Here is a 24,595-nt window from a genome sequence, read left to right on the forward strand (position 1 = left end):
TCATTCCCCGGAGGGAATCGCGAAGGTCGGCCGCACTGCCCAGACTCGTTGCCATGAGCGAAGGACAGAAGCAGAACGCGAATGGTGTTGCCTACCAGCTGGATCCGCTGCGCGGATTCGAGGGCCTGAGCACCCGGGTGCAGCAGATGCCGGTTCCCGGACCGCATCAGGTCGTGGTGCGAGTGCACGCCGCCTCCCTCAACCGGCGCGACATCATGCTGATGGAGGGCACCTACCCCGTCACCGCCCGATCGGGCGTGGTGCCGCTGTCGGACGGTGTCGGCGAGGTCATCGCGACGGGCGCGGCGGTGACCCGGGCGGCCCTCGGCGATCGCGTCACGGGCACCTACTTCGTCGCCTGGAACGACGGACCCCAGTCCCACGCCCTGAGCCATGAGCAATACGGCGCCAATCACGACGGCTGGCTCGCGACCTACGTCCTGCTCGACGAGGACTCGGTCGTGCACGTGCCCGCGCATCTCACCGACGCGGAGGCCGCCGCCCTCACCTGCGCGGGCCTGGTGGCGTGGGCGGCCCTGACCAAGCCGCTGCCGGTCGGCCCCGCCGACACCGTGCTGACCGTCGGCACCGGCCCGGTCGGGCTGTTCGCCATCCAGCACGCGAAAATGCTGGGCGCGAGGGTCATCTCGATCACCTCCTCGCCCGAGAAGGCCGATCGGATCCGAAAGCTCGGCGCGGACGAGGTGGTGAACCGCCAGCAGACCCCGGCCTGGGAGCAGGCGGTGCTGGATCTCACCGACGGCCTCGGCGTGCAGCGGGTGGTGGAGGGCGTAGGCCGCCTGACCCTGCCGAAATCCCTTGCGGCCACCGCCTACAACGGCGAGGTCGTGCTGATCGGCGCGTTCCCGGCCGAGCAGGGGTCCGAGCCCGCCGACCCGCTGGGCGGCAAGTACGTGGGCCTGCGCCGCATCGCGGTGGGCAGCCGCGCGGACTTCGAGTTCATGAATCGCACCATCGCCGAGCACGGCATGCGCCCGGTGCTCGACCGGGTGTATCCGTTCGAGCGGGCGGTGGACGCCTACCGCTACTTCGAGACCGGCGACCCGTTCGGCAAGGTGGTGATCACCCTCCCGTGACCGGCGCGACTCGAGTAGAGCTACTTATTGGCAATCGGTTCGAATAGATATCCACCTGGAACTATTTCCTTACCGTGTAGCCCGTTCAGTCGGCTGGCAAATCGGTATACGGTCCCCTGAAGGAGATGCTTTTCGGATCGGTGGGCGTGCGCTTCGACTCGAAGGAGTTCCCGGGTGACGGTGGGTGCGGTACGCGAGAACCCCGCTGTGGTGCGGGCCAGGCCCCACGCGGTGCGGGAGCACCCCGCCGCCCCGCGCTCCGAGGGCACCCCCGGACTGACCGCCGCGGGGGAGATGTCACCCAGGGTGCTCGTCGTCCTGCTCGCCCTCGCCATGGGGGTGGTGGTCGCGCTGATCGGCGGCGCTCTGCGCGAGGGCCTGAACAATCCGGGCGGCACCGACCGGACCGGCACCCCGCATACGAGCACCACCCAGCCGGTCAACTCCCAGCCGCCGAAGCCCGCCCCCGCGCCCCCGCCACCCGCCGCCCCGCCCGTGCAGATGCCCGGGCCCGCACCGCAAACCGACCAATACGTGGCCCCGCCCGCCCCGGCGGCGGTGACCCCCGAGTCGGCCGCGGCCCCGCCGGCGCCGGCCCCGCCCGCCCCGCCGGCACTGCCCGACATCCTGGCCCCGATCCTGCCGTTCCTGCTGCCGCCCCCGCCCCCGCCGCCGCCCGGACCGTGAGGTCGGGCCGGAATCCGAAGGAGGACCGCCATGCTCGGCACCGCCGACGAGATCCGGCGCGATGACGACGATCGCGATGCGGGCGATATCGACCCGCGCCGCCTGGGCCTGGTGGTCCTGGCCGCGGCGCTCATGACGGCCGGTGTCGGCGCGGGCATGTGGTTCACCGGCTCCGGCGACCGCCCGATCGCCGACACCTCCATCGTGAACGTGGTGCGCCCGCGCCACGACGCCCCGGCCCAGCGGCCGCCGAACCTCGCTCCCGCGGCGCAGGTTCCGGCCGCGCCGAACCCGCCGGCACCGGCCCCGCCGCTGGTGCCCGCCGCACCGCACGCGGTCGAACTGCCGGTCGTGGTGAACCCGGACATCCCGGTCCCGGATCTGCCGATGCCGGATCAGCCCGCGCCGCAGGATGATTCGGCCCCGGCGGCGGGCTAGATTCCGGAAACCCCCGCGAGCTGGCCGATCCCGTAGGTGACCGCCATGGCGAGCGCGCCGCCGATGACCACCCGAAGTACCGCGCGGCGCGGATTCGCGCCGCCGAGACGGGAACTCACCGATCCCGTAATGGCCAGTGCCACCAGCACCGCCGCGAAACAGACGGGAATGCGCCACTGGGTCGGGGGCAGCAGGATGGCCAGGATCGGCAGGATCGCGCCCAGCGTGAACGACACCGCCGAGGACAGCGCGGCGTGCCACGGGTTGGTGAGATCGTGTGGGTTCAAACCCAATTCGGCCTCGGCGTGGGCGGCGAAGGCGTCGTGGGCGGTGAGTTCCTCGGCCACCTGGCGGGCGGTTTCCGCCGTCAGTCCCTTGGCCTGATAGATCTGGGTGAGCTCGGCCAGTTCGAATTCCGGCTCCTCGGCCAGCTCCCGCTTCTCCTTGGACAGCAGCGCGCGTTCGGTGTCGCGCTGGGTGCTGACCGAGACGTACTCGCCCACGGCCATGGAGATCGCGCCCGCGGCCAGGCCCGCGATGCCCGCGGTGAGGATGGCGTTGGTGTCGGTGGAGGCCGCGGCGACGCCGACCACCAGGCCCGCGGTGGAGACGATGCCGTCGTTCGCGCCGAGCACGCCCGCGCGCAGCCAGTTGAGTTTGGACGCGAGGCTCTCGTCGTGCGGTTCGTGCGGATGCGGTTGCACCGCATCGGTGGTCTCGCCTGCCGATTTGTCGTCCACGTGGGCAGCCTAATTCACCGGCGGGCGGTCATGCGGGAGCGGGAGCGGGGGAGGCTTGGCTCCCATTTGCGAGGAATGCGGATCATTTGCTGGAACGATGGGGATCATGGTGCGTTTCTGCAGTCGGTACTGGTCGGTCATCCTGCCGCTCGCGGCGGCCGCCGTGCTGGCGGCCTCCTGGGGCCGGGAGTTGAACCCGGCGGTGGCGGGGCTGGTGGCGGTGTGGCTGATCGGCGCGGTGCTCTCGGCGGTGCATCACGCGGAGACGGTGGCGCATCGGGTGGGCGAGCCGTTCGGCTCGCTCATTCTGGCCGTGGCGGTGACCATCATCGAGGTCGGGCTGATCGTGACGCTCATGGTCTCCAGCGGCGAGAAGGCCGCCTCGCTCGCCCGCGATACCGTCTTCGCCGCCGTGATGATCACGTGCAACGGCATTGTCGGCCTGTCTCTGCTGGTGGGCGCGCTGCGGCGGCGGGTCGCGGTCTTCAATGCCGAGGGCACGGGCGCGGCGCTGGCCACGGTCGCCACCCTCGCGACGCTGAGTCTGGTGCTGCCCACCTTCACCACGAGCGAACCCGGCCCGGTCTTCTCGGCCTCGCAGTTGATCTTCGCGGCGGTGGCCTCGCTGGTGCTCTACGGCGTGTTCGTCATGGTGCAGACCATCCGGCATCCGGATGACTTCCTGCCCGTCGAGGACGCGTTGGCCGAAAACGAGGGCGAGCACGACGAGCCGCCCACCAAGCAGCAGGCCCTGCTGAGCTTGGGTTTGCTGCTGGTTGCCCTGGTCGGGGTGGTCGGCCTGGCGAAGGTGGTCTCGCCCAATATCGAGTCCGGCATCGCGTCGGCCGGTCTGCCGCAGTCGGCGGTCGGTGTGGTGATCGCGCTGCTGGTGCTGCTGCCGGAGACCATCGCGGCCGTGCGCGCCGCGCGCCGCGAGCGCATGCAGATCTCGTTGAATCTCGCGCTCGGTTCGGCCATGGCCAGCATCGGTCTCACCATTCCGGCCATCGCGCTGGCCTCGATCTGGATCGAGGGTCCGCTCATGCTCGGCCTGGGCGCGACGCAGATGGTGCTGTTGGCCCTGACCGTGGTGGTCGGCGCGCTGACCGTGGTGCCCGGCCGCGCGACGCTGCTCCAGGGCTGTGTGCACCTGGTGTTGTTCTCGGCCTTCGTTTTTCTGGCGGTGAGTCCCTAGCGGTCAGGAATTCCAGCGGTAGACCTGACCGTCGCGTAGTTCGTAGGAGGTCGCGGGTTTGGTCGCGTCGTGGCGGGCCAGCAATGCCATGACCTGAACCCGGCCGCGGGTGGTGAGCCCGTCCTCGGTCCAATGCACATAGGGGTGCACCAGTTTCGCGAATTCCGCCCAGTCGCCGGTCTCGATCGTGTGCAGGACCGCCGACACCGTCTTGTCCACAGCCACAGTGAACACGTCGCGTCCGCATTGCGCGCGGGTTCGGCGTGGGTTCGGTGTGAAAGAGGAGTTGCTGGCAGATCACTCCATTCTTGGTTTGGTATGGCCGAGACGCTCGACAGGGGTTCGGGAGATGTTCGCTCGGACGGTGCTGAAGATCACTTCAATGTCTGGTTGCTCTAATAACGCGTTCCAGAACAGCAGGTCGCATGGCCATTTCTCTCGCTGACTGGTAATGATGATGGGTGTACCAGACGGTAACTTAGAGGCTCCGATCACACTTCGAACCGATTTGTTGTAACCCGTCGTAACCATTAGCTTTGATGGCAGGCAGTGTTGCCGATCACGGAGAAGAAATTTTGAAGCTCGTCACCCCGCGTCGATTCCGGCGTCCTGATGAAGTGGTCCCGCGTTGACCCGGGCCGTCCAGAGTCGATCCGCCGCGCGCATCGTCCGTGACAACTTCTCCAGCACGACCGTTTCGTCGCTGCGGACCTTCGGGCGCGCGGTCGGGATCGCCGAGGAAGCGGTGATCGGCACCTTCACCGATATCGCCCGCCGCCAATTCCAGTGGAAAGAGGCCATTCTCCAGGCCTGGCGGCTCATTACCGTGACCGCGATTCCGGCCGTGCTCATCGCCATTCCATTCGGTGTCATCGTCTCGGTGCAGGTGGGCAACCTGATTCACACGCTCGGCGCGGATTCGCTGCTGGGCGCGACCGGCGGCCTGGGCGTCATCAAGCAGGGCGCGCCGCTGGCCACCGGCTTCCTGCTCGGCGGCGCGGGCGCCGCGGCACTGGCGGCGGATCTGGGCGCGCGCACCATTCGCGAGGAGATCGACGCGCTGAACACCATGGGCATCAGCCCGATTCACCGCCTGGTGATTCCGCGCCTGGTCGCCATGGTCTTCGTCGCGCCGCTGCTGAATGTGCTCATCATCTTCGTGGGCGTGCTCGCGGGCTACGGCGTCGCCATCGGCGGGCAGGGCGTGACCCCGGGCTCCTACTGGTCGACCTTCGGATCCTTCACCACCACCGCCGACGTGTGGGTGTCGCTGCTGAAGGCGGTGATCTTCGGCTTCCTCGTGGTGATCATCGCCTGCCAGCGCGGGCTCGAGGCCAAGGGCGGGCCGCGCGGCGTCGCCGACGCCGTGAACGCGGCGGTGGTGTTGTCGGTGGTGTCGATCGTGACCGTGAACCTGGTCGCCACCCAGATCACCGACATGTTCCTGCCCACGAGGTTGGCCTGATGTCGGCCACCTATGTGCCCAAGGGATTGGGCTGGGCGGCGCGGTTCTACCGGCGTCGCGGTCTGCTGCTGCGCCGGGTCGAGGGGCTGGGTTTCATCCTGGCCTTCGTCTGGCAGGTGCTCTCGTCGATTCCGTTGACGCTGAAGCGGTATCGCAGCGAGACCATGCGGGCCATCTCCGATATGACGTGGGGTCGCGGCTCGGTCATCGTGGGCGGCGGGACCGTGCCGATGATGATCGTGCTGGGTCTGGTGATGGGCGCGTCGGTGGCGGTGGAATCGTTCACCACGCTCGACATGCTGGGCATGGGCCCGGTGTCGGGTCTGGTGTCGGCCTACGCCACCACCCGTGAGCTGGCCCCGATCGCCGCGGCCATCGGCTTCGCCGCGCAGGCGGGCTGCCGCATGACCGCCGAGATCGGGTCCATGCGCATCTCCGAGGAGATCGACGCGATCGAGTCCTTGGGCCTGCGTTCGGTTCCCTTCGTGGTGACCACCCGCGTGCTGGCCGGTGCGGTCGCCATCGTCCCGACCTTCCTGATCGCGCTGATCCTGTCCTACGCGGCCTGCCGCGGGCTGATCACCATGGTGCACGGGGCCTCGGCCGGTGTGTACGACCACTACTTCTTCCAATTCGTGTCCGGATTCGACGTGATCGCGGCGGTGGTGAAGGTGGCCATCTTCGCGGTGGTCGTCATCCTGATCCACTGCTACTACGGCTTTTTCGCCACCGGCGGCCCGGAAGGCGTGGGTATCGCCTCCGGCAAGGCGGTGCGGGCGTCGTCGGTGGCGATCATCGCCATGGACATGGTGCTGTCGCTGTCCCTGTGGGGCTTCAACTCGGCGATTACGTTCACGGGGTAGGGAAATGCCGAATTACGGAATGCCCGGTGTGGCCGTCGATCGCAAGCGCGCGCTGACGGTCGGCGCGATCGCGCTCGGACTGGTGGTCGCCGTGGTGGCGGGCTGGGGACTGTACCGGTCGCAGCAAACCGAAGCCGGACTGGCGATTTCGCTGCGCACCGAGCAGATCGGTGACGGCGTGCTGGTCGGCACCGAGGTGCGCGTGGACGGCGTGGTGGTCGGCAAGGTCACCGACATCGCACCGGACCAGCATGGGACGCAGCAGATTTCGCTGCGCTTGAACGACAGGAAGCTGTTCGGCATCGACGACAGCCTGCAGGTCGATTACGCGCCCGCCAACCTGTTCGGCATCAGCGAGATCGAATTGCGCAGGGGCGCGGGCGGTTCGCCGCTGCGCGACGGCTCGGTGCTGGACTTCACCGGCCGCCGCGCGGCGCAGGTCTACGACGCCACCATGGGCTCGATCCTGCGCAGCGCCTCGCAGGTGGGCGGTTCGGTGCTGACCCCGCAGATGGCGTCGGTGATCGCGCAGGCCGCGGCCGACACCCAGGCGTTCACCCCGCTCGCGCAGGCCCTGATCACCGCGCAGCGCACCATTGCCGACAACCAGAAGATGCCGATGTCGGAGCTGTTCGGCAACCTCGGCCCGGCCTTCGACGGCGGTGGGCAGTTCGCTGGCGCGACCGTGCAGGTGGTGGATCTGCTGCGCGGCATGCAGCGCCTGCAGAGCGATCGCGCCGCCTACGACAAGGGCGTGGCGACGGTCACCGGTCAACTGCTGCCGATTCTGGCGAACACCTTCTCCCAGGCCGGAAATCAGCTCTCCGGAACCACCGACATGCTGGTGCCGGTGCTGACCGCGCTCGCGCAGATGGTGCCGCGGCCGCAGCAGTCCGGGGCCGAGCTGAAGCTGCTGCTGGAACGGCTGCGCGCGGCAATGCCGGACAACGGGCAGGGGCCGGTGCTGAATGTGGAGGTCGATCTGAAGGGCGTTCCGGCCATCGCGGTCCCGCTGCTGGGGGGTGCGCGATGACCGTCAAGGCCGCAGCGTGGCGGCTCGCGCTGTTCGCGGGTGTGATCGGCGTGGTGCTGATGTTGGTGCTCACCGCGATTCAGCGGCCGGTGTCCGGCAAGACCGAGTCCCACGACGCGATCTTCACCGATGCCAATGGCCTCAAGGTCGGCGACGACGTGCGCATGTACGGCGTGCAGGTCGGCAAGGTCGAGAGCATCGACCTGGAGGGCGCGAAGGCGCGAGTTCGGTTGAGCGTCAAGACCGATGCGCCGCTCTACGACAACTCCAAGCTGGCCATCCGCTACCAGAACCTGACCGGGCAGCGGTACATCGATCTGCAGCAGCAGCCCCAGCCGGGCATCCGGCTCGCGGCGGGCGCGCGGGTCGGCGAGGACCACACCGTGCCGTCCTTCGATGTGACGCAGCTGTTCAATGGCCTGAAGCCGGTGCTGCAGACCATTTCTCCCGAGGCCATCAACCAGTTCAGCGCCAGCATGGTGGCCCTGATCGAGGGTGACGGCAGCGGTGTCGGACCGGCCATGGACGCGATCGGGAAACTGGCGTCGTACGTGGACAATCGCCAGCAGGTGATCGGGACGCTGATCCGGAACATGTCGGATCTGTCGGATCGGCTCGGCGGCCGGGTGCACTACCTGGTGCCGCTGCTGAAACAGCTGACCGACATTTTCGAGGCGCTGCAGCAGAACATCGGGGGTCTGGCGCAATTCGCCATGACCGCGCCGTCGGTGCTGCGGCCCATCGACAATCTGATGAACGCCCTGGGGATCAATTCCGGCTCCGATGTGGACGCTTTGATTCGCAAGATCTTCCCGGACGCCAAGGAAGCGGTGGATACGTTCGGCCGCCTGCCCGCGGTGCTGGGCGCGGCCGACGTGTCGAGCCCCAACGGCTGGAAGCCGGTGTGCAGCAAGGGAACCGCCGATGTGCCCGCGGTGGTCCGGGTGCTGATCTCGGGACAGCAGGTGGCGATATGCAACGGATGAGAATGCCCGCGTTCCTCACCCGCGACGATCGGGTCGTCGACGACGCGACCAAGCAGAAGCGCCACCTGCGCAAGGGCATTGTGGGCGCGATCGTGGTGGTGCTCGGTCTGGCGGCCGCCGGTGCGCTGTACGTGGTCCCCTTCGGCAAGCACACCTACACCGCGGAGCTGTCCGAGGCGCAGTCGGTGAAGGCGGGCGACGATGTGCGCATCGCCGGAATCTCGGTCGGCGAGGTCAAGTCCCTGGAACTGAAGCCGGACAAGGTCGTCATGCGCTTCACGGTGAAATCCGATGTGTTCCTGGGCGATCAGACCTCCCTCGACATTCGCATGCTGACCATTGTCGGCGGCCACTACGTGGCGGTGTTCCCGGCGGGCTCGAAACCGCTGGGCTCCACGCCGATTCCGGCGGACCGGGTGCGTCTGCCCTACAGCCTGGTGCAGACCTTCCAGGACGCGGCCACGCCGCTGGCCAAGATCGACGGCTCGACCCTCAACAGGAACCTCGCGGCGCTGGGCACCTCGATCGACGGCGCGCCCGACAGCCTGCGCACTACGCTGCAGACCGTCAGCACCTATGTGGACGCGCTGGACAAGCAGCGTACCCAGGTGTCCAACGCCGTGGCCGTGGCCGATGAGTACGTGCGCATGTACGACGGCGCGAAGAGCGATCTGGGTCGGCTCATGGACAATGCCAACCTGCTGGTCACCGTGCTCGACGACAAGCACGCCGAAATGGCCGAGGCGATCCGGCTGCTCAGCGATGTGCTCGGGCGGCTGGGTGGTGCGGAGCCGACCTGGGCGGATCTGAAACCCGGGATCACCGATGCCATCAGCCAGCTCGAACAGCTCGGACAGAAGTTCGCCCCGACCCTGACAGCCGCGCAGGATCTGCGGAAGAAACTGTCGGACCTGGTGATTCCCGACGGCGGCGTCACGGTCGACCAGTCGCAGCAGACCGTGACCCTGCCGCAGGTGTGCATTCCGGTGCCCGGGAAGGACTGCTGATGTTCAAGCGGATGCTCGGATCGCAGGCGTTCATGTCGGTCGCCGGCGCGGTGTTGATCGCGGTGCTGGCCGTCGTCGGCTACCTGGTGTGGTTCGACCCGATGAAGAAGACCGTGTCCTACTGCGCGATCATGCCCGATGCGGTCGGCCTGTACGCCGGGAACAAGGTGACCATGCGCGGAATCCCGGTCGGCACGGTCGATTCCATCGACGCCGACGGCACCAAGGTGAAGGTCAAGTTCTCCGTGGACGCCCAGTATCCGGTGTACGCGGACGCCGAGGCCACCACCGTCTCCGATTCCATTGTGGCCGACCGCAATCTGGCGGTGCTCAATAGCGGCAAGGACCTGCGACACTGGGATTCCGCGCAGTGCATCACGAAAACCCTGACGCCCAAGAGCATTACCGAGACGCTGACCGCGCTGGCCGACCTCTCGTCGCAGCTGCAGCAGGCGCAGGCCCCGGATGCGTTGGCGCACGGCCTGTCCGCGCTCGACGCGGGCACCCAGGGCGCGGGTCCGCAGATCAACGAGATCGTCAAGAAGCTGGGTTCGGCACTGTCGCAACCGGATGCGGACATCGGGCACCTGGCGGGCATCTTCGACGCCTTCGCCTCGGTCGGTCAGAAGGTCGAGGACCACTGGGGTGATCTGCGGTCCATGCTGCTGCGTCTGGGCCCGGCGTTGAACAATGCCACCACCGAATTGATCGGTCCCGGTGCGCAACTCGTCGACCGGCTCGGTGAGCTGCTGCCCATGCTCAACGACCTGGTCACCATCGCGGGCGACCCGATCATGAAGGCCCTGGACGACACGCTCCCGCTGGTCCGCCTGCTGCGCGCCAATATCGGCTCGCTCTCGGACATCATGCGCAAGCTTCCGGTGCTGACCAACGCCGCCCAGCACCTCATGTCCAACGGCATCACCTACGGCTCTCCCCGCGCGGCCCTGCCGGCCCCGCAGGCCGACCAGGTCTGCGCCGCCCTCAACGCGGCGTCCCCGGGTGCCTGCACCGACGCCGCCAACGGCCTGATCAATGTCCCGCTGGTGCCGCTGGTGCTCGGAATGGCAGGTGCGCGATGAGAATCGGACGCTGGGACATCTCGATCGATACCGGTGAATTCCGCATGCCCAAGGGTGTCGCGAAGCGGGCTGGGGCCGCGGTTCTGGTGGCCGGGCTCTTGGCGGGCGTCGGCGGCTGCGCCTTCGATCCGTCGTCGGTGCCGGTGCCCGGGACCACGATGTCCGGGCCGACCTATCGGATTCACATCGAGTTCGCCAATGTGCTGAATCTGCCCGCCAAGGCGAAGGTCATCGCCAATGGCGCGCAGGTCGGCTCGGTGAGCGGGGTGCGCGTGGTGGATTCGGCGCATTCGAACGGTCGCGGCGGCTATGTCGTTGTGGACGCGGATATTTCGTCCAAGGTGCAGCTGCCGACCGCCACGGTTGCCGAACTGCGGCAGAACACGGTGCTCGGTGACATCCACCTGGCCCTCACCACCCCGCCGGACGGATTCGGTGCGCTGCTGACCGACGGCGGCACCATCGGGCAGGAGCACACGCGCCCGCCGGTGCAGCTCGAGGACACCATGGCCGCGCTGGCCGCCTTCACCCAGGGCGGCGCGATCAACCAGCTGCAGGACATCATCAACCGGTTCAATGCCGTGCTGCCGCGAGATCCCAACGAGACCAAGCGAATCGCGCAGAACGCGGCGGGCAACGCGGTCGATCTGGCCGCGAACCTGGACCAGGTCGACAAGCTGCTCAACGGCCTCGGCGTGAACGCCCAGGTGCTGCACGACCGCGCGGACTTCCTGGATTCCGAGCTCAGCCAGCAGTCGGTGGACACGCTGACCGGCGTCGCCCATTCCATCGAGGGCGTGACCCAGCTCTTCGCGGTGCTCGGCCAGCTCGGTCAGTCACTGGTGTGGCTGGCTCCGCTGGCGGGCGCGCTGGACCCGGTCACGCAAGCCTTCGCGCCGCTGGCGCTTTCGGGCAAGCCACTGGACCTGTCGCAGCCGTCGAATCTGTCGGCGCTGGTTTCGCTGGTGCGGGACAAGCTGATTCCGTTCGTGGAGAACGGGCCGAAGGTGAACATCACCGGGGTCAAGGCGGATTCGGTGTCCCGCGACGACCAGGTCGCCAACATTCTGGCCGGACTGCGCATGATCGGCGCCGTTCGATGAAAGAGATTGGGGCGGTGCGATGAAGTGGGGTTCGCTGGCATCGCTGGGCGGCATCGCGGTGGTGACCGTGGTGGGCGCGAGCTATCTGACCTTCGGCGTGGTGCGGGCGGATCCGTTCGCGCACTACACCCATGCCTCCATGGTGATGCCGAATTCCGGTGGCCTGAGCGTGGGTTCGCCGATTCTGCTGACCGGCATGAAGGTCGGCAAGGTCACCTCGGTGGACTCCACCGCGCGCGGCGTCGAGGTGGGCTTCCGCATCGACGGCGATCGCAGACTGCCCACCAACAGCGATATCACCATCGAGCAGCTGTCCGCGCTGGGCGAGCCGTTCGTGGAATTCCGGCCCAAGGCGGCCGGCGGGCCGTACCTGACCGACGGTCAGCGTCTCGACACCGCCGCGGTCAAGTCGCCGCTGTCGGTGCCCGAGGTGTCGCGGCTGGTCAACAAGGTCATGAACCAGCTCGATCCGAAGGTGGCGGCCTCGCTGGCCAGCACCCTGGGAACGGCCTTCCACGACACCGATTCGGCCATGCCGAACCTGACCCGGGCCGGGGATCTGCTGGCCCAGGCGATCATGAGCCGCGAACCGAAGATCGCTCAGCTACTCAACAGCTTCCAGGTGGCGGCCTCGAATATCGCGGGCATGGGTGACGCCACCGCGGCGGCCGCACCGGCCTTCGTGCAGTTCGAGCAGTCGCTCGAGGAGCTCATCAATGCCGTCGGTAGACTGGTGGACCGTGCCCCCGGCCCCCAGGCCTATGTCGAAGGCAACGGGCTGGCACCCTTCTTGGTCAAGCTGACCGACTGGTTGCAGCAGGCCGGACCCGAATTGAAGACCCTCGCGCCCCAGTTGCAGCCGCTCGCCGACGCGGCCCGCACGGCCGGGCCGCAGATCAATATCAGCAGCTTGATCTCGCAGGCGCTCGCCTCCACCGGTGACGGTGCCGTGCGTGTGCGGGTCGACGTGAAATAGCAGTACCAGCAAGGAGAAACCCATGTCTCAGGACACCGAACCGAAGCAGCCGGTCGAGCCGGAGACCCCCGGTGTCTCCAAGACCGTGTCGGTCAAGCTGTCGACCCTCGTGACCGCGGCCGCGGCGGTGCTGCTGATCGGCGCACTGGTGTGGGTCACCGTGCTGTGGCAGTCCGCGCGCGGCGAGGTGAACGACGCCGCGGCCCGGGCCGCCGACGACAAGCACGCCGAGCAGGTCGCCTCCGACTACGCGCTGGGCGCGGCCAATCTCAACTACGCCGACTTCAATGCCTGGACCGCGCGGCTGAAGGCCAACACCACCCCGGCCCTGGCCAACAAGTTCGACGCCACCTCCTCGAAGCTGCAGGAGATCCTGGTTCCGCTGAAGTGGACCTCGAGCCCCACCCTGCTGAGCTCGCAGGTCATCAACCGCGACAACGGCGTCTACAAGGTCAATGTCTATCTGAACGTCAACTCCACCAACGCCCAGAACCCCGACGGCGTCCTCACCACCGTGTACTACACGGTCAATGTCGACCCCAAGAGCGACTGGAAGGTCACCGACGTCGGCGGCGTCGACCTGCCGCTGCCCAAGCAGTAATCCCGGTGCACTAGCGGTAAACCGGCCAACCCGGGCAGGACCGATCGGGCAGACTGAAACCATGGAACTGGGCCTGCACTACTGGAATTACTCGACGCCCGCCGAACCCGAGCGCATCGCGTCCACGCTGGCGCACACCGCCCGCATTGCCGAACAGGCCGGATTCGCGGAGTTCTCGGTCATGGACCACTACTTCCAGATGGAGCATCGCGGCACGCACGACGAGCCCATGCTGGAGGGCTACACCACCCTCGGCTACATCGCGGCGCTGACCGAGCGCATGCGGTTGGGGCTGCTGGTGACCGGTGTGATGTACCGGTATCCGGGTCTGCTGGCCAAGATCGTCACCACCCTGGACGTCCTGTCCGGCGGCCGGGCCGAACTCGGCATCGGCGCGTCCTGGTACGAGCGTGAGCAGCGCGGTCTCGGGGTGCCGGTGGTGCCGATGGCCGAGCGCTTCGAGCGGCTGGAGGAGACGCTGCAGATCTGTCTGCAGATGTGGGGGCCCGACAACGGTCCCTACAAGGGCGAGTACTACCAGCTGGCCGAAACCGTCTGTGTGCCCGCGCCTTTGACCCGCCCGCATCCGCCGATCCGCATCGGTGGCGGCGGTGAGAAGAAGACGCTGCTGTTGGTGGCCCGCTACGCCGACGCGTGCAACCTGTTCGCCAGCTCGGTCGAGGACGTGGCCGGCAAGCTCGAGGTGCTGCGCGCGCACTGCGAGAACGAGCAGCGCGACTACGACGCCATCCGCAAGACCGCAGTGTACGTCGCGCCCGCGCTCGACGATCCCGATCAGGTGCTGCGCGATGCCGAACAGCTCGCCGCCCTGGGCATTACGCAGCTGGACTTCATGCCCGACGGCGATCCCGTCGCCTACACAACCGATTTCGCCGAACGGCTGCTGCCGCGCCTGACGGTCATTCGATGAGAAGGTGAGCTCGCGCGCGAATCGTGCCGACCCGCCTCGGGAATCGCGGGGGTTCGGTATCATCGCGCGCGCTTGCTCACCACCTGGAGGACACCGTGCCCGCGAATCCCACCGCCGCCGAACTACTGGCGACCGTCGAAGCCTCACCGGCGGCGGTCGGCGCGCACGACAAGGCCGCCTGGGTGGGCCTGTTCGCCGAGAACGGCAGCGTGGAGGATCCGGTCGGCTCGCGCCCGCACCTCGGGCGCGCGGCCATCGAGCGCTTCTACGACACCTTCATCGCGCCCAACGACATCGCCTTCGACGTCGCCCACGACGTGGTGTGCGGCGCCACGGTCTTCCGCGATCTGACCATCGCCACCACCATGTCCACCGGCGTCACCCTGCACGTGCCCATGCATCTGCGCTACGACCTGGAAGAGGTCGACGGCGCGCTGAAAATTCGTGCCCTGCGCGCACATTGGGAGCTTGCGGGCATGATCGGCCAGCTGCTGGGTTCCGGCGCCCAGGGCCTGCTGGCCGGGGCGAAGCTGGGGCCGCAGCTGCTCGGCAATCAAGGTGTCGGCGGCGCGATCGGCTTCCTGTCCGGCCTGCGCGGTGTGGGCAAGCCGGGCAAGCAGGCGGCGGGTCGACTGCTGGACGCGCTGGGGCGCGCCGACACCGCCGACGCCCAGTCGGCGCTGGTCTCGGTGCCGCGCCTGGAATGGGCCACCGACGGTGCGATGTCGCTGGCGGACTTCGCCACTCGCGTCAAGGGTCTGCGCTGGTCCAAGGCGATCGCCGCGGGCCGCACGGTCACGGCGACGGTGGAGACCCGGCAGGGCCGCGGCATCGCCGAACTCGACTTCGCCGAGGGGCTGCGCATCGCCTCGGCCCGAATCTTCGTGGGCGCGAATTAATCCCGGATACCGGCGATCTCGGCGAGGGGATTGTTCCCGCTGAACGTGGTGCCCCCCGCCGCGCCGACCACCTTCCCGTGCACGCTGATCAGCCACTGCCCGCACACGCAGCGCAGATACTGCACGCTGCGATGGGAGGACACGGCCGTGGGCGAGGGCCAAGCGCAGGACGGGCATTCGGCGATCATCAGCACATCCTGCGGGTCCGGCCGCGACTTCACCATGATCGACACGCGGAAAACCCGCAAAACAATTGCGCGTCGCGGATGACTCGCCGTGCGTGATTTGCCAAAGGGCCCAGCGAAACTCGCGTGCTTCTGATCGGTGGGCGCGTCATTTCGGTTCGTGCCGGACCGATTCAGCCCGTTCGGCCCCGCCGCACCGCGGTTGGCGTAGTGCCCCACCAGCGTTGGCAGCAGCGGGTGAATACCGACTGCTCGGACAGGCCGATGAGCGAGGCGACCTGGCTCATCGGCATATCGGTGGTGGTCAGATAGCGGCGGGCCTCGCCGCGGCGCACCTCGTCGAGAATGGCGGCGAAGGTGGTGCCCTCGGCGGCCAGGCGACGCTGCAGGGTGCGCGGGTGCAGGGTGAGCAGTCGTGCGACGGCATCGATTTCGGGTGCGGCGGTGCCGAGCAGCTTCTGCAGCGTGGTGCGCACGCGCGGGGTGAGGGTCGCGGCCGCGTCGCCGGACTGCTCGGCGAGAAAGGCCATGGCGAGCCGGTGCAGATTCTCGTCGCCGCCGGAAAGCGGACGATTGGCCAGGCTGCTCGGCACCCGCAGCAGCGCGGCCGAACGCTCGATTCGCACTGGCGCGCCGAAGAATTCCTCGTAGGCCTGGATCGGGGCCGCCGGACGGTAGGGCAGCTCCACCGACCGCAGGCCGTAGCGATCCTCGGCCAGACGCTGAATCGTCCTGTGCACGAAGGCCAATCCCAGATCGGTGCCCTGCACGGGAGTCGGCTGGCCGGGCGCGGCGACACCGTAGTGCAGCGCGATCACGCCGCGATCGCGGTACGGGTCCGGTGCCATGGTCAGACTGAGCGAGCGGGCGTGCACGAACAGATACCGCGAGGTGCACTCCAGCACCTCCGACAGGGTGGGTGAGTTGCGAATCGCGAGGGCCAGCGGGCCGAGCATGTCCAACTCCTGCCGCCGGGCCATGCGCAGCCCCAGATCCGGGCAGCCGAGCCGATGCGCGGCGAGCTCGAGCACCGCGGCCACCGCCTGATCGGGGACCAGCAGATCGTCGGTGTCGAGGGCGGCGACCGGCAGCCCGCAGGCGGCCGTGAGCTCCTCGGCGTCCCCGCCGAGTTCGGCCACGGTCGCGCGGAATCCCCGCAGTCCCGCGGATCTGATCACCGACATGTCGTCCAGAATCAAATACTTGTCGCGCAGAGTCAAGAAACCGAATAGTGGGCGCAACAGACTGGAGGTCATGAACGCTCTCCCCGCCGAACACCTCGACGTCGTCATCGTCGGAGCCGGGCTCTCCGGCATCGGCGCGGCGTATCGCCTGCAGACCGAGCAGCCCGGCCGCAGTTATGCCATTCTCGAGGCGCGTGCGGCGCTCGGCGGCACCTGGGACCTGTTCCGCTACCCGGGCATTCGCTCCGACAGCGACATGTTCACCCTCGGCTACCCGTTCAAGCCCTGGCGCGACGCCAAATCCATTGCCGACGGGCCGTCCATCCTGCGCTACATCGCGGAGACGGCGAGCGAGAACGGCATCGACCGGCACATCCGCTTCGGCACCAAAGTCCTTGCCGCCCAGTGGGACAGCGCCGAATCGCGCTGGACGCTGACGGTGGAGCGCACCACCGCCGACGGGGTCGAGCGCGACACCCTGACCTGCGGCTTCCTCTACTCCTGCTCCGGCTACTACAACTACGACCACGGCCACGAGCCCGAATTCCCGGGTCTGGCCGACTTCACCGGCACCGTCGTGCACCCCCAATTCTGGCCCGCGGACCTGGATTACGCGGGCAAGCGGGTGGTGGTCATCGGCAGCGGCGCGACCGCGGTCACCCTGGTCCCGGCCATGGCCGAACAGGCCGAGCTGGTGACCATGCTGCAGCGCAGCCCCACCTGGATCTCCGCGGTCCCCGGCCGCGACAAGGTGGCCGACCGGATTCGCGAACTGCTGCCGCCGGATCTGGCGCACCGCATCATCCGCACCAAGAACATCCTGTTCAATATCGGCTTCTACCAGTACTGCCGACGTCGCCCCGAGGCCGCGCGCAAACTGCTCACGGGGCTCACCACGCGAATCCTGAAGGACGAGAACCTGGTCGCCGAGCACTTCACCCCGGACTACAACCCGTGGGATCAGCGACTGTGCGCGGTGCCCAATGCCGACTTCTTCAAGGCCATGCGCAAGGGCGCGGCCGAGGTGGTCACCGATCACATCGAAACCTTTGTGCCCGAGGGCATTCGGCTGCAGTCCGGTCGGGTGATCGAGGCCGACGTCGTGGTCACCGCCACCGGCCTGCAACTGCTCGCCTTCGGCGGCATAGATCTAGTGGTGGACGGCGAGCCGGTGAAGCTGTCCGAGCAGTTCGTCTGGCAGGGCACCATGCTGACCGGCGTGCCGAACTTCGCGGTCTGCATCGGCTACACCAATGCCTCCTGGACCCTGCGTGCCGACCTCACCTCCCGGCTGGTCTGCAAGGTCCTCGCCTACATGGATCGCAACGGCTACACCGCGGTCGTCCCGCAACCCGAACGGGCCCTGCGGGAACGCCCGCTGCTGGACCTCGCCTCCGGCTACATTCAGCGCTCGATCGGCGACTTCCCGCGCCAGGGCGACAAACACCCGTGGTCGGTCCGCCAGAACTACCTCCTCGACACCGCCACCACCCTGCGCACGGACCTGAGCAAGACGCTGCGGACGGTGGCCGGAGCAAAGGCCCTGCAACGGGTGTGAGCGGCCACGGACCGAGGTGATCGGCGAGGGTGCGAAGTTCGTTTCTCGCCCTCGTTCCCCTCGTCATCCCGGCATGCTTGTGGTGTCGAGGGGAGGGGTTTGTGATGTCCGAGGGTGGGTTTCTGCTGCCCGCACCGCGATTCGAGCCGCCGGTGCGGCCGTGCCCGCGGCCCCTGATCGATCGGGCGGCGCAGTCGGGCCCATTCCGGTGTCGGAATCGGGTGGACAGCCTCCGGTCCCCGGCGAAAGCGGTCTCCCGTTCGGGTTCGGTCGGCCTGCAACGGGTTTTGCGGTCTTCGCACGCTGTGAAAACTCGAGACAGTGATGAGTACAACACTGCGGCAAGGCAATTCGCGGGGAAGGTGGTGCGTTTGGCACTGGAGGTGCTGGACGGCCGCCGCCCGCCGGCGCAGTTGGCCGTGGTGGCCGACCCCGCGGTGGTGGCGGCGGCGCGCACCTTGGCCGGTGCGCGGACCCTGCCCGGACGCGGACTCGGGAGCGCGACGCTCACCAGGGTGGATGTGATCATGGCCGACCCCGGCGCTGCCGAAGTTTGCGCGGCATACGATCGCGGCGCGCGGCATTTCGCGCTCGCCGCCCGCATTGTCCGCGGTCGTTCCGGCTGGCGCTTGGCCGCATTCCGGGTGTGCTGAAGACTGTCCGGTCTCTGCGGTAATAGCAAGAAAGTCTGGTGCCGCCTAATTCGATTCGCGCCTGGTTTGAATCCTGCATCCCGCGGCATTAGCATTTCGGCGAATAGCGGCACCTCACACGTGGAAGGGCAGTCCATGGCGAAGAAAGTCACCGTAACTCTGGTTGACGACTACGACGGCGAATCGAAGGCCGACGAAACCGTCTTTTTCTCGATCGACGGGAACGACTACGAGATCGACCTGTCGAACAAGAACGCCGGTAAGCTGCGGGAGTCCCTCGAGCCCTGGACCGACAAGGCGCGCAAGGTGGGTCGTTCCAAGCGCAAGACCGCGGCCGGTGGTCGCACCCGTCCGGCCGTGGACCGGGAAGAGAGCACCGCGATCCGGGAATGGGCTCGCGCCCAGGGACACCAGGTTTCCTCGCGTGGTCGTATCCCGGCCGAGATCGTCGACGCCTACCAGCGTGCCAAGAATTAACCAGCGCTAATCGAGGCCGCGGAAATTAGCTGGGAACCGATGGCCCGCGGTCATCGGTTCCGCGCGAAGCGACATATCCGACCAATGGCCCGATCCGGATTCGCGCGGTAGTGCGGCATCGCGATCGGGAAGTTCCGAGCGAATCCTTTCGAGTTGCCGTTCGGCATGGTCGCGATGCGCTGCGGCACGCTCGGTGTCGCCCAGGGCCGCGGCCAGTCGGGCCAGGATGGCGTCCATCGGGCCGAACTGCGTCATTCCGCTTTCGAGTCCGATGAGGGTCCCGGCGTGCGGAGCCAGGTATTCGTACAGTCGATGAATTGCTGGAATGTCGCTGAACTCGATGGCGGCAACCGCCCGCAATGCGGACATGAGAACCGGATAGAAACCCGCCGCAATCGGATCCGAGTTCTCGTAGACGACGCGAGCCCGCTCGTGCTGCCCCGCCTGGAGCAGGGCGAGCGTGTACGCCGGGGCCGCCGACGCGGGCAGTGCCGCATAGGCATTCGCGAGTCGATCCAGCAGTCCGCTCAGATCCCCGCGCGCCCAGCCGATCGAGAGCGCGCAGAACAACTCCGCCTCGGCGTGGTTGAGCATCCCCGATTGCCGGGCGTGGGTGGCGAACCGCCGATACAGCTGCTCGGCGGTGTCCACGTCCCCGCGCAGCAGCTCCATGGTCGCGGCGAAACAGCCGACCATATCCAGTAGTGGCCGCAGCTGCCCCTCGTCGGCGAACTCCACCGCGGCGCTCACCCGCCGCCCCGCCTCCCGCAGGTCGGTCCGCGCCACCGCGGCCCGATAGCCCAGATACTGTGCGAGCGCCCGATATTCGGCCAGCCCCGCCGCGGCCGCCACCTCCTCCAGCTCGGTGACCAGCCGCGCGAACTCCGGACCGTAGTCGAAGGCCAGATACGTCACGGCATTGATCGCCGCGCACAGCAATTCGGGATCCCCGGTCCGCCGCGCGATCGCCAGCGCCCAGGTTGCCAGCCGATGCCCGGCCGGGTACTCCACCAGACCGGTCTCGAAGGTCGAGGCCACCAGCAGCAACACCAGCTCGCCGCTCGCCGCGTCGGACGAATCACGATGGCCGACAAAGGCTTCCGCGTCGTCGGACGCCGATCCGGGTGGTGCCGTACCGGTCTCCAGCAGGACCAGGGCCGCCCGCGGCACGCCGTGTCGCGCCAGGGCGCGGGCCAGGGCCCGGCGCATGTGCTGATCGGGCGTGCTCCAATCCCGGATCGCCCAGATCACCGGCGCGCGCCAGCAGGTCAACGCCCGCACCACCAGATTCGGATCGCCGAGCTGCTCGGCCAGGGTGAGGGCCCGGTCCCGCTCGGCCCGCGCCTCCCGATGTCGATTGTCGTAGGCCAGCGCGGTCACCAGGGCACAGCGCGTGCGCAGTAGGGCGATTCGATCGGCCTCGGACGCGTGGTCGGCATCGTGGCGGGCCAGCCGGTGCAGTTCCACGGCCGACCGCAGCAGTCGCACACTCGCGCTGCGCATGCCCCGCCGGTACCGCTGCTCTGCCGCCCGCTCCACGTATTCGATGGCCCGCGAGGCCGTTTCGGCCGTCGCGCCCGCACTGGCGTGACGCGCCAGCACCTCCGGATCCCGGGCCAGCGCCGCGAACGCGTCCGCACGCGCTTCCAGCAGTTCCAATGCCGCCCAGTGCATCCGCCCGCGCCGCAGGGCGGGAATGCCCGCGTAGACCGCGTCCCGGATCATGCCGTGCTCGAACCGAACACTCCCGCCGCTGCGCGACTGCACCAGTCCGGCCCGCTCGGCCGCCGCCACCAGATCGATCACGACATCCTCCGCCAGTCCGGTCGAGGCGCTCAGGATGGCCAGGTCGGCCCCCTCGCCCCAGACCGACACGTGCCGCAGCACCTCGGCGACGCCCGGCGGCAACTTCTCGACCCGGACCTCGATCAACTCCCGTATCGAATCCGGCACATCATCCGAATCCCCCTGTCCGGCCAGCGATTTCGCCACCTCTCGCACGAACAGCGGATTACCGCCGGTCCGCCGACGCAGCAGCGCCACCTGCTCGTCGTCGAGCTCATCGGCCCCCGCGGCCCGGGCGACCTGTCTCGTCCCCTCCGCATCCAGCCCGGTGAGGTCCACCCACGTGCCCGTGTACTGTGCCAGCGCCGCGACCGAATCGTGCGCGCCCCGGCCCGCCTCGGATCGGCGCAAGCTCACCAGCACGAACACCGGCTCGTCTCGCAACCAGCTGGCGACCTGCCGCAGGACCTGCAGGGTCGCCGGATCGGCTCGCTGCACATCCTCGAGCAGCAGCGCCACCGGACCCGAAGTCGTTGCCGCGCGGCACTTCTCGGCGATCACCCGGGCCAGCGTGAACGTCTCTTCGTCGCCGCGGGGCGGGGGCGACTCCGATCGGATCGGTCCCGCCGTGGTCACGAAGGCCGGGCTGCGGGGTCGCGCCGCCGACGTGGTCGCGGCCGCGCCGGTGGCGGATTCCAGCGCGGTGAGTATTTCCGTCCAGGCCCAAGCCGTTGGCGCACCGTCGATTTCGGGACAGGTGCCGGTCGCGACCAGCCAATTCGCGTTCGCCAGAGCGGACAGGACCGCTTCGGCCAGCACGGTCTTGCCGATTCCGGCCTCGCCGGATACCCAGGCGAGCCGCAGCCGCCCGCCGCGCGCGGCCTCCGCGGTGCGCAGCAACTCGGATAGTTCGGTGACATAGCCTGTGGCGCACTGGGACTGCCCGCCCCCGGCGTCGGCGGCCGGTCCGTGTTCCCGCGCCGCGACCGATTCCGGCCGGGCCGCGGTCGTCACCGAGATATCGGCCGGGGTCGTGGGCGGTGTCGCGGCCGTGGAGCCGAGGGTGGCGGAGTGGTTGAGGATGGCGATCTCGAGGTCGCGCAGGGCGGGGGAGGGGTCGACACCGAATTGCATGGCGAGGAAGTCCCGCGAGCGGCGAATGGTGGTGAGGGCCTGCAATTGTTGGCCCAGTTGATATTGCGCGAGGGCCAGCAGCCGGACTATTTCCTCGCGCCCCGGATGATCCTCGAAGAGTTGGCGCAGTTCCCGCACGACCTCACCGGAGCGACCCAGTTCGAGTTCGGCGCGGGCATTCAGTTCCACGGCGGTGAGATAGAGGTCGGTGAGGCGATCGGCCTCCGCGATGGCCCAGTCCGCCTCGGCGAAGGCCTCCAGGGCGGGGCCGTGCCAGAGCGCCAGGGCGGCCTCCAGAAGAGCATTGCGTTCCACCGCATCGGTGTGAATGTCCGGATTGCTGACCAGTTCCTGATAGGTCCGCAACTGCTGTTCGAAATGCCATGCGTCGACGGCGTCTTCGGGAATCTTCAATGCATATCCGGACGATTCGGACACGATGAACCGGGAGGGCGCGCGGCGCGGGCGGTGCGGTTCGAACAGCCGCCGCAGATTGTGCACGTGGACCTGCAGCACCGCCGCCGCCTTGGGCGGCGGATGCCCGGCCCAGAGGTCGTAGCTCAGCCGCTCGGTGCTCACGACCTGGCCATGGGCGACAATGAGCCGTCCCAGCACCGCGCGTTGGATGGGTGTCCCGAGCGGGATGTCGTGACCGTCGACGGACAGCTGCAGCGGGCCGAGCACTCTCAGCTCCGCGCCTGCCATCGGTGTCCTCCTGCGCCCGGAAGCGAACTGGACGTTCGCTGCAAGAAGAGCACTATCCCGCAAAAACCTGGAGATGCCAAAAGGTTGCGGAATAGTTGTCGGATAGTTACGGGCGGCCCGGTCCATGAAGTAGACCGTGTGGTACGGAAAATTGTTTGTAATGCTAACAGTAGGAATGCGTCACACAACCCGACCAGAAGTGAATCGCAAGAGGCGGGGAGAATACTTCTGACTGGAAGCAAGCGAGACGAGGGGATGGTTGGTGTGGTGAAGCGTGTGGAATTCCCCCGGGGAATGGGTGAGCCGGGTGTCGAGCCCCAGCGCACCGGCATGTACGTCGACCGCGACGGCGATATCTGGGAAAAACAGTCCGACGGCTGGCGGCTGGTGTTGCAGCGCGGCGTCCCCGTCGATCCCGTGTCCCTGTGGGACTGGACCGAGGGGCACGTCCGCGACTACGCGCCGTTCCTGCCCGTCGTGGCCGGGCGCTGACCGGCGCTCGTGGACAATATCGCTGTCGGACAACCTATTTCGGTACCAGCGCACCCGTGAGATGGTCGTAGGCCACCTGCGCGTGCAGTCGCACCCCGGTCACCAGCGTGTCGTCATCGGCGTAGAAGTGCGGATTGTGGTTCATGAACATCCCGCGTCCGCCAGGCACCGGAACCGGTAGGCCCTCCGCGCCGAGCTGCGCGTCCTGCACCCCCAGCGTCACGTACAACCCGCCGTACCTGTTGACGAACTCGGAGACATCGTCGTATCCGAGCGTGGGTGGGGTCGGGACCACCCGGTCGTCGCCGACCACCCGCCGGAAGGTGGGCAGCGCGGCGTCCATCCAGGCCTGCTGATTGTGCACCGCGGGCACGTCCTGGAGGAATTCGACTGTCGCGGAACAGTTGTAGGCCGCCGCGGTATTGGTCGCCAGGGTCCGCAGCCGCGTCTGCACCTCGGCCATATCGCTCTCGATCGAGCAGCGAATGGTGCCCCACAGCGTCACGGTCTGGCCGATGATATTGAACCGCCCGACATCCTCCACGTGCCCGATGCTCACCGTGACCGGGTCGAAGGCGCTGATCTGCCGGTAGAGCTGGCCGACCCCGGTGAGGATGGCGCCGGCCGCGGGCATGGGGTCGATGCCCATCCACGGGGTGGACCCGTGCACCTGCTGTCCGGTGATGGTGATCTGGACCAGGCACGAGGCCCCGAACTGATTGCCGACCCGATATCCGATGTAGCCCTTGGGATATGGCGTCACGTGGAATCCGAACGCCATGGTGGGCGCGGGATCGTCGAGCGCACCCTGTGCGAGCATCTCGCTCGCGCCGCCCTTCTCCTCCACCGGCGGCCCTTCCTCGGCGGGCTGGAAGACGAAAAGCACCGTGCCGGGCAGCTTTTCGCGGACTCCGGCCAGGACGGTGGCCGCGCCCATGAGCATCGCGGTGTGACAGTCGTGCCCGCAGGCGTGCGACACCGGGAACGGCCCGCCGGGATAGGTCTTGTCGACCACGTGCGAGGCGAAGGGCACCCCGCACAGATCCGGCACCGGCAGCGCGTCGGTATCGGCGCGCAGCGCGATCACCCGGTCGCCCGGTAGCCCCCCGCGCAGCACCCCGACCACGCCGTGTCCGGCGATGCCGGTGCGAACCTCGTCCAGGCTCAACGACTTCAGATGATCGGTGATCAGCGCCGCGGTGTGGACCTCGCGGTTGGACAACTCCGGATGCTGGTGCAGGTGGTGTCGCCACCGCACCACCTGCGGGGACACCGCGGTCGCGCGGGTGTCGAGCTCGTCGTACAGGGCACTCATGGGG

General features: G+C 68.1%; 25 protein-coding genes. 19 read left to right on the plus strand and 6 right to left on the minus strand.

Features of this window, described 5'->3' with window-relative positions; all coding sequences use genetic code 11:
- The first annotated feature begins 53 nt into the window (after positions 1–53).
- From VMT65_RS27025 to VMT65_RS27035, 3 genes are all read left to right on the plus strand, one after another.
- Entirely contained in the window at positions 54–1,097 is a 1,044-nt protein-coding gene (locus tag VMT65_RS27025) for a zinc-dependent alcohol dehydrogenase family protein (protein ID WP_326311243.1), read from the plus strand.
- Between the two features lie 174 nt (positions 1,098–1,271).
- A complete protein-coding gene (locus VMT65_RS27030) occupies positions 1,272–1,784 on the plus strand; it encodes a hypothetical protein (protein WP_326311244.1) in 513 nt (170 codons plus the stop codon).
- A 30-nt stretch (positions 1,785–1,814) separates the two neighbouring features.
- A complete protein-coding gene (locus VMT65_RS27035) occupies positions 1,815–2,222 on the plus strand; it encodes a hypothetical protein (protein ID WP_326311245.1) in 408 nt (135 codons plus the stop codon).
- Here the strand turns inward: VMT65_RS27035 and VMT65_RS27040 are convergent.
- Entirely contained in the window at positions 2,219–2,962 is a 744-nt protein-coding gene (locus VMT65_RS27040; RefSeq protein WP_326311246.1) for a VIT1/CCC1 transporter family protein, read from the minus strand. The two genes, VMT65_RS27035 and VMT65_RS27040, sit on opposite strands and share 4 nt — an antisense overlap.
- A 106-nt stretch (positions 2,963–3,068) precedes the next feature.
- Here VMT65_RS27040 and VMT65_RS27045 point away from each other — a divergent pair, with 106 nt between their 5' ends.
- Complete coding sequence (locus VMT65_RS27045; RefSeq protein ID WP_326311247.1) at positions 3,069–4,157, plus strand: calcium:proton antiporter; 1,089 nt, start codon at positions 3,069–3,071, stop codon at positions 4,155–4,157.
- 3 nt (positions 4,158–4,160) lie between these two features.
- Here the strand turns inward: VMT65_RS27045 and VMT65_RS27050 are convergent, their stop codons facing one another.
- The gene (locus VMT65_RS27050) at positions 4,161–4,391 is read right to left on the minus strand and encodes a nuclear transport factor 2 family protein (protein ID WP_326311248.1); all 231 of its coding nucleotides are present in this window, start codon (positions 4,389–4,391) and stop codon (positions 4,161–4,163) included.
- A 394-nt stretch (positions 4,392–4,785) separates the two neighbouring features.
- Here VMT65_RS27050 and VMT65_RS27055 point away from each other — a divergent pair, with 394 nt between their 5' ends.
- The 11 genes from VMT65_RS27055 to VMT65_RS27105 all read left to right on the plus strand — a co-directional run bounded on the left by VMT65_RS27055 (position 4,786) and on the right by VMT65_RS27105 (position 15,103).
- Positions 4,786–5,622 (plus strand): ABC transporter permease, encoded by an 837-nt coding sequence (locus tag VMT65_RS27055; RefSeq protein WP_326311249.1) that lies wholly within the window; start codon positions 4,786–4,788, stop codon positions 5,620–5,622.
- Positions 5,622–6,485, plus strand: coding sequence for an ABC transporter permease (locus VMT65_RS27060; RefSeq protein ID WP_442790313.1), 864 nt, complete (start codon positions 5,622–5,624; stop codon positions 6,483–6,485). Before VMT65_RS27055 ends, VMT65_RS27060 begins: the two co-directional genes overlap by 1 nt.
- A 4-nt stretch (positions 6,486–6,489) precedes the next feature.
- Complete coding sequence (locus VMT65_RS27065; RefSeq protein WP_326311250.1) at positions 6,490–7,518, plus strand: MlaD family protein; 1,029 nt, start codon at positions 6,490–6,492, stop codon at positions 7,516–7,518.
- Positions 7,515–8,504 carry an MlaD family protein gene (locus tag VMT65_RS27070; protein WP_326311251.1) on the plus strand — a complete coding sequence of 330 codons (990 nt, stop codon included), beginning with the start codon at positions 7,515–7,517 and terminating at the stop codon, positions 8,502–8,504. The genes VMT65_RS27065 and VMT65_RS27070 overlap by 4 nt, the downstream gene beginning before the upstream one ends.
- Positions 8,492–9,511, plus strand: coding sequence for an MlaD family protein (locus VMT65_RS27075; RefSeq protein ID WP_326311252.1), 1,020 nt, complete (start codon positions 8,492–8,494; stop codon positions 9,509–9,511). Before VMT65_RS27070 ends, VMT65_RS27075 begins: the two co-directional genes overlap by 13 nt.
- Complete coding sequence (locus VMT65_RS27080) at positions 9,511–10,593, plus strand: MlaD family protein (protein ID WP_326311253.1); 1,083 nt, start codon at positions 9,511–9,513, stop codon at positions 10,591–10,593. The genes VMT65_RS27075 and VMT65_RS27080 overlap by 1 nt, the downstream gene beginning before the upstream one ends.
- The gene (locus VMT65_RS27085) at positions 10,590–11,696 is read left to right on the plus strand and encodes an MlaD family protein (protein ID WP_326311254.1); all 1,107 of its coding nucleotides are present in this window, start codon (positions 10,590–10,592) and stop codon (positions 11,694–11,696) included. The genes VMT65_RS27080 and VMT65_RS27085 overlap by 4 nt, the downstream gene beginning before the upstream one ends.
- A 19-nt stretch (positions 11,697–11,715) precedes the next feature.
- On the plus strand, positions 11,716–12,672 hold the full coding sequence (locus tag VMT65_RS27090; RefSeq protein ID WP_326311255.1) for an MlaD family protein: 957 nt from the start codon (positions 11,716–11,718) through the stop codon (positions 12,670–12,672).
- 22 nt (positions 12,673–12,694) lie between these two features.
- Positions 12,695–13,273, plus strand: coding sequence for a hypothetical protein (locus VMT65_RS27095; RefSeq protein ID WP_326311256.1), 579 nt, complete (start codon positions 12,695–12,697; stop codon positions 13,271–13,273).
- A gap of 61 nt (positions 13,274–13,334) precedes the next feature.
- Positions 13,335–14,204 (plus strand): LLM class F420-dependent oxidoreductase, encoded by an 870-nt coding sequence (locus tag VMT65_RS27100; protein WP_326311257.1) that lies wholly within the window; start codon positions 13,335–13,337, stop codon positions 14,202–14,204.
- A 95-nt stretch (positions 14,205–14,299) separates the two neighbouring features.
- Positions 14,300–15,103, plus strand: coding sequence for a nuclear transport factor 2 family protein (locus VMT65_RS27105; protein WP_326311258.1), 804 nt, complete (start codon positions 14,300–14,302; stop codon positions 15,101–15,103).
- Here VMT65_RS27105 and VMT65_RS27110 read toward each other — a convergent pair.
- Entirely contained in the window at positions 15,100–15,327 is a 228-nt protein-coding gene (locus VMT65_RS27110) for a hypothetical protein (RefSeq protein ID WP_326311895.1), read from the minus strand. The genes VMT65_RS27105 and VMT65_RS27110 overlap by 4 nt on opposite strands.
- A 134-nt stretch (positions 15,328–15,461) precedes the next feature.
- A complete protein-coding gene (locus tag VMT65_RS27115) occupies positions 15,462–16,544 on the minus strand; it encodes an AraC family transcriptional regulator (protein ID WP_326311259.1) in 1,083 nt (360 codons plus the stop codon).
- On the opposite strand from VMT65_RS27115, the gene VMT65_RS27120 reads away from it, so the two are divergent.
- The 3 genes from VMT65_RS27120 (at position 16,543) to VMT65_RS27130 (ending at position 19,160) form a co-directional block, all read left to right on the plus strand.
- Positions 16,543–18,030 carry a flavin-containing monooxygenase gene (locus VMT65_RS27120; protein ID WP_326311260.1) on the plus strand — a complete coding sequence of 496 codons (1,488 nt, stop codon included), beginning with the start codon at positions 16,543–16,545 and terminating at the stop codon, positions 18,028–18,030. The two genes, VMT65_RS27115 and VMT65_RS27120, sit on opposite strands and share 2 nt — an antisense overlap.
- A gap of 104 nt (positions 18,031–18,134) precedes the next feature.
- Positions 18,135–18,683 (plus strand): Rv3235 family protein, encoded by a 549-nt coding sequence (locus VMT65_RS27125; protein WP_326311261.1) that lies wholly within the window; start codon positions 18,135–18,137, stop codon positions 18,681–18,683.
- A 135-nt stretch (positions 18,684–18,818) separates the two neighbouring features.
- The gene (locus tag VMT65_RS27130; protein ID WP_326311262.1) at positions 18,819–19,160 is read left to right on the plus strand and encodes a histone-like nucleoid-structuring protein Lsr2; all 342 of its coding nucleotides are present in this window, start codon (positions 18,819–18,821) and stop codon (positions 19,158–19,160) included.
- A 6-nt stretch (positions 19,161–19,166) separates the two neighbouring features.
- On the opposite strand, the gene VMT65_RS27135 is transcribed toward VMT65_RS27130, so the two are convergent.
- Entirely contained in the window at positions 19,167–22,784 is a 3,618-nt protein-coding gene (locus VMT65_RS27135) for a BTAD domain-containing putative transcriptional regulator (RefSeq protein ID WP_326311263.1), read from the minus strand.
- A gap of 267 nt (positions 22,785–23,051) precedes the next feature.
- Between VMT65_RS27135 and VMT65_RS27140 the strand changes: the two genes are divergently transcribed.
- Positions 23,052–23,276 carry a hypothetical protein gene (locus VMT65_RS27140; protein ID WP_326311264.1) on the plus strand — a complete coding sequence of 75 codons (225 nt, stop codon included), beginning with the start codon at positions 23,052–23,054 and terminating at the stop codon, positions 23,274–23,276.
- A gap of 34 nt (positions 23,277–23,310) precedes the next feature.
- Here VMT65_RS27140 and VMT65_RS27145 read toward each other — a convergent pair whose 3' ends face one another.
- On the minus strand, positions 23,311–24,591 hold the full coding sequence (locus VMT65_RS27145) for a M20 metallopeptidase family protein (protein ID WP_326311265.1): 1,281 nt from the start codon (positions 24,589–24,591) through the stop codon (positions 23,311–23,313).
- Between the last annotated feature and the right edge of the window lie 4 nt (positions 24,592–24,595).

Source organism: Nocardia sp. CDC153 (genome assembly GCF_035818515.1).
Taxonomy (GTDB): domain Bacteria; phylum Actinomycetota; class Actinomycetes; order Mycobacteriales; family Mycobacteriaceae; genus Nocardia.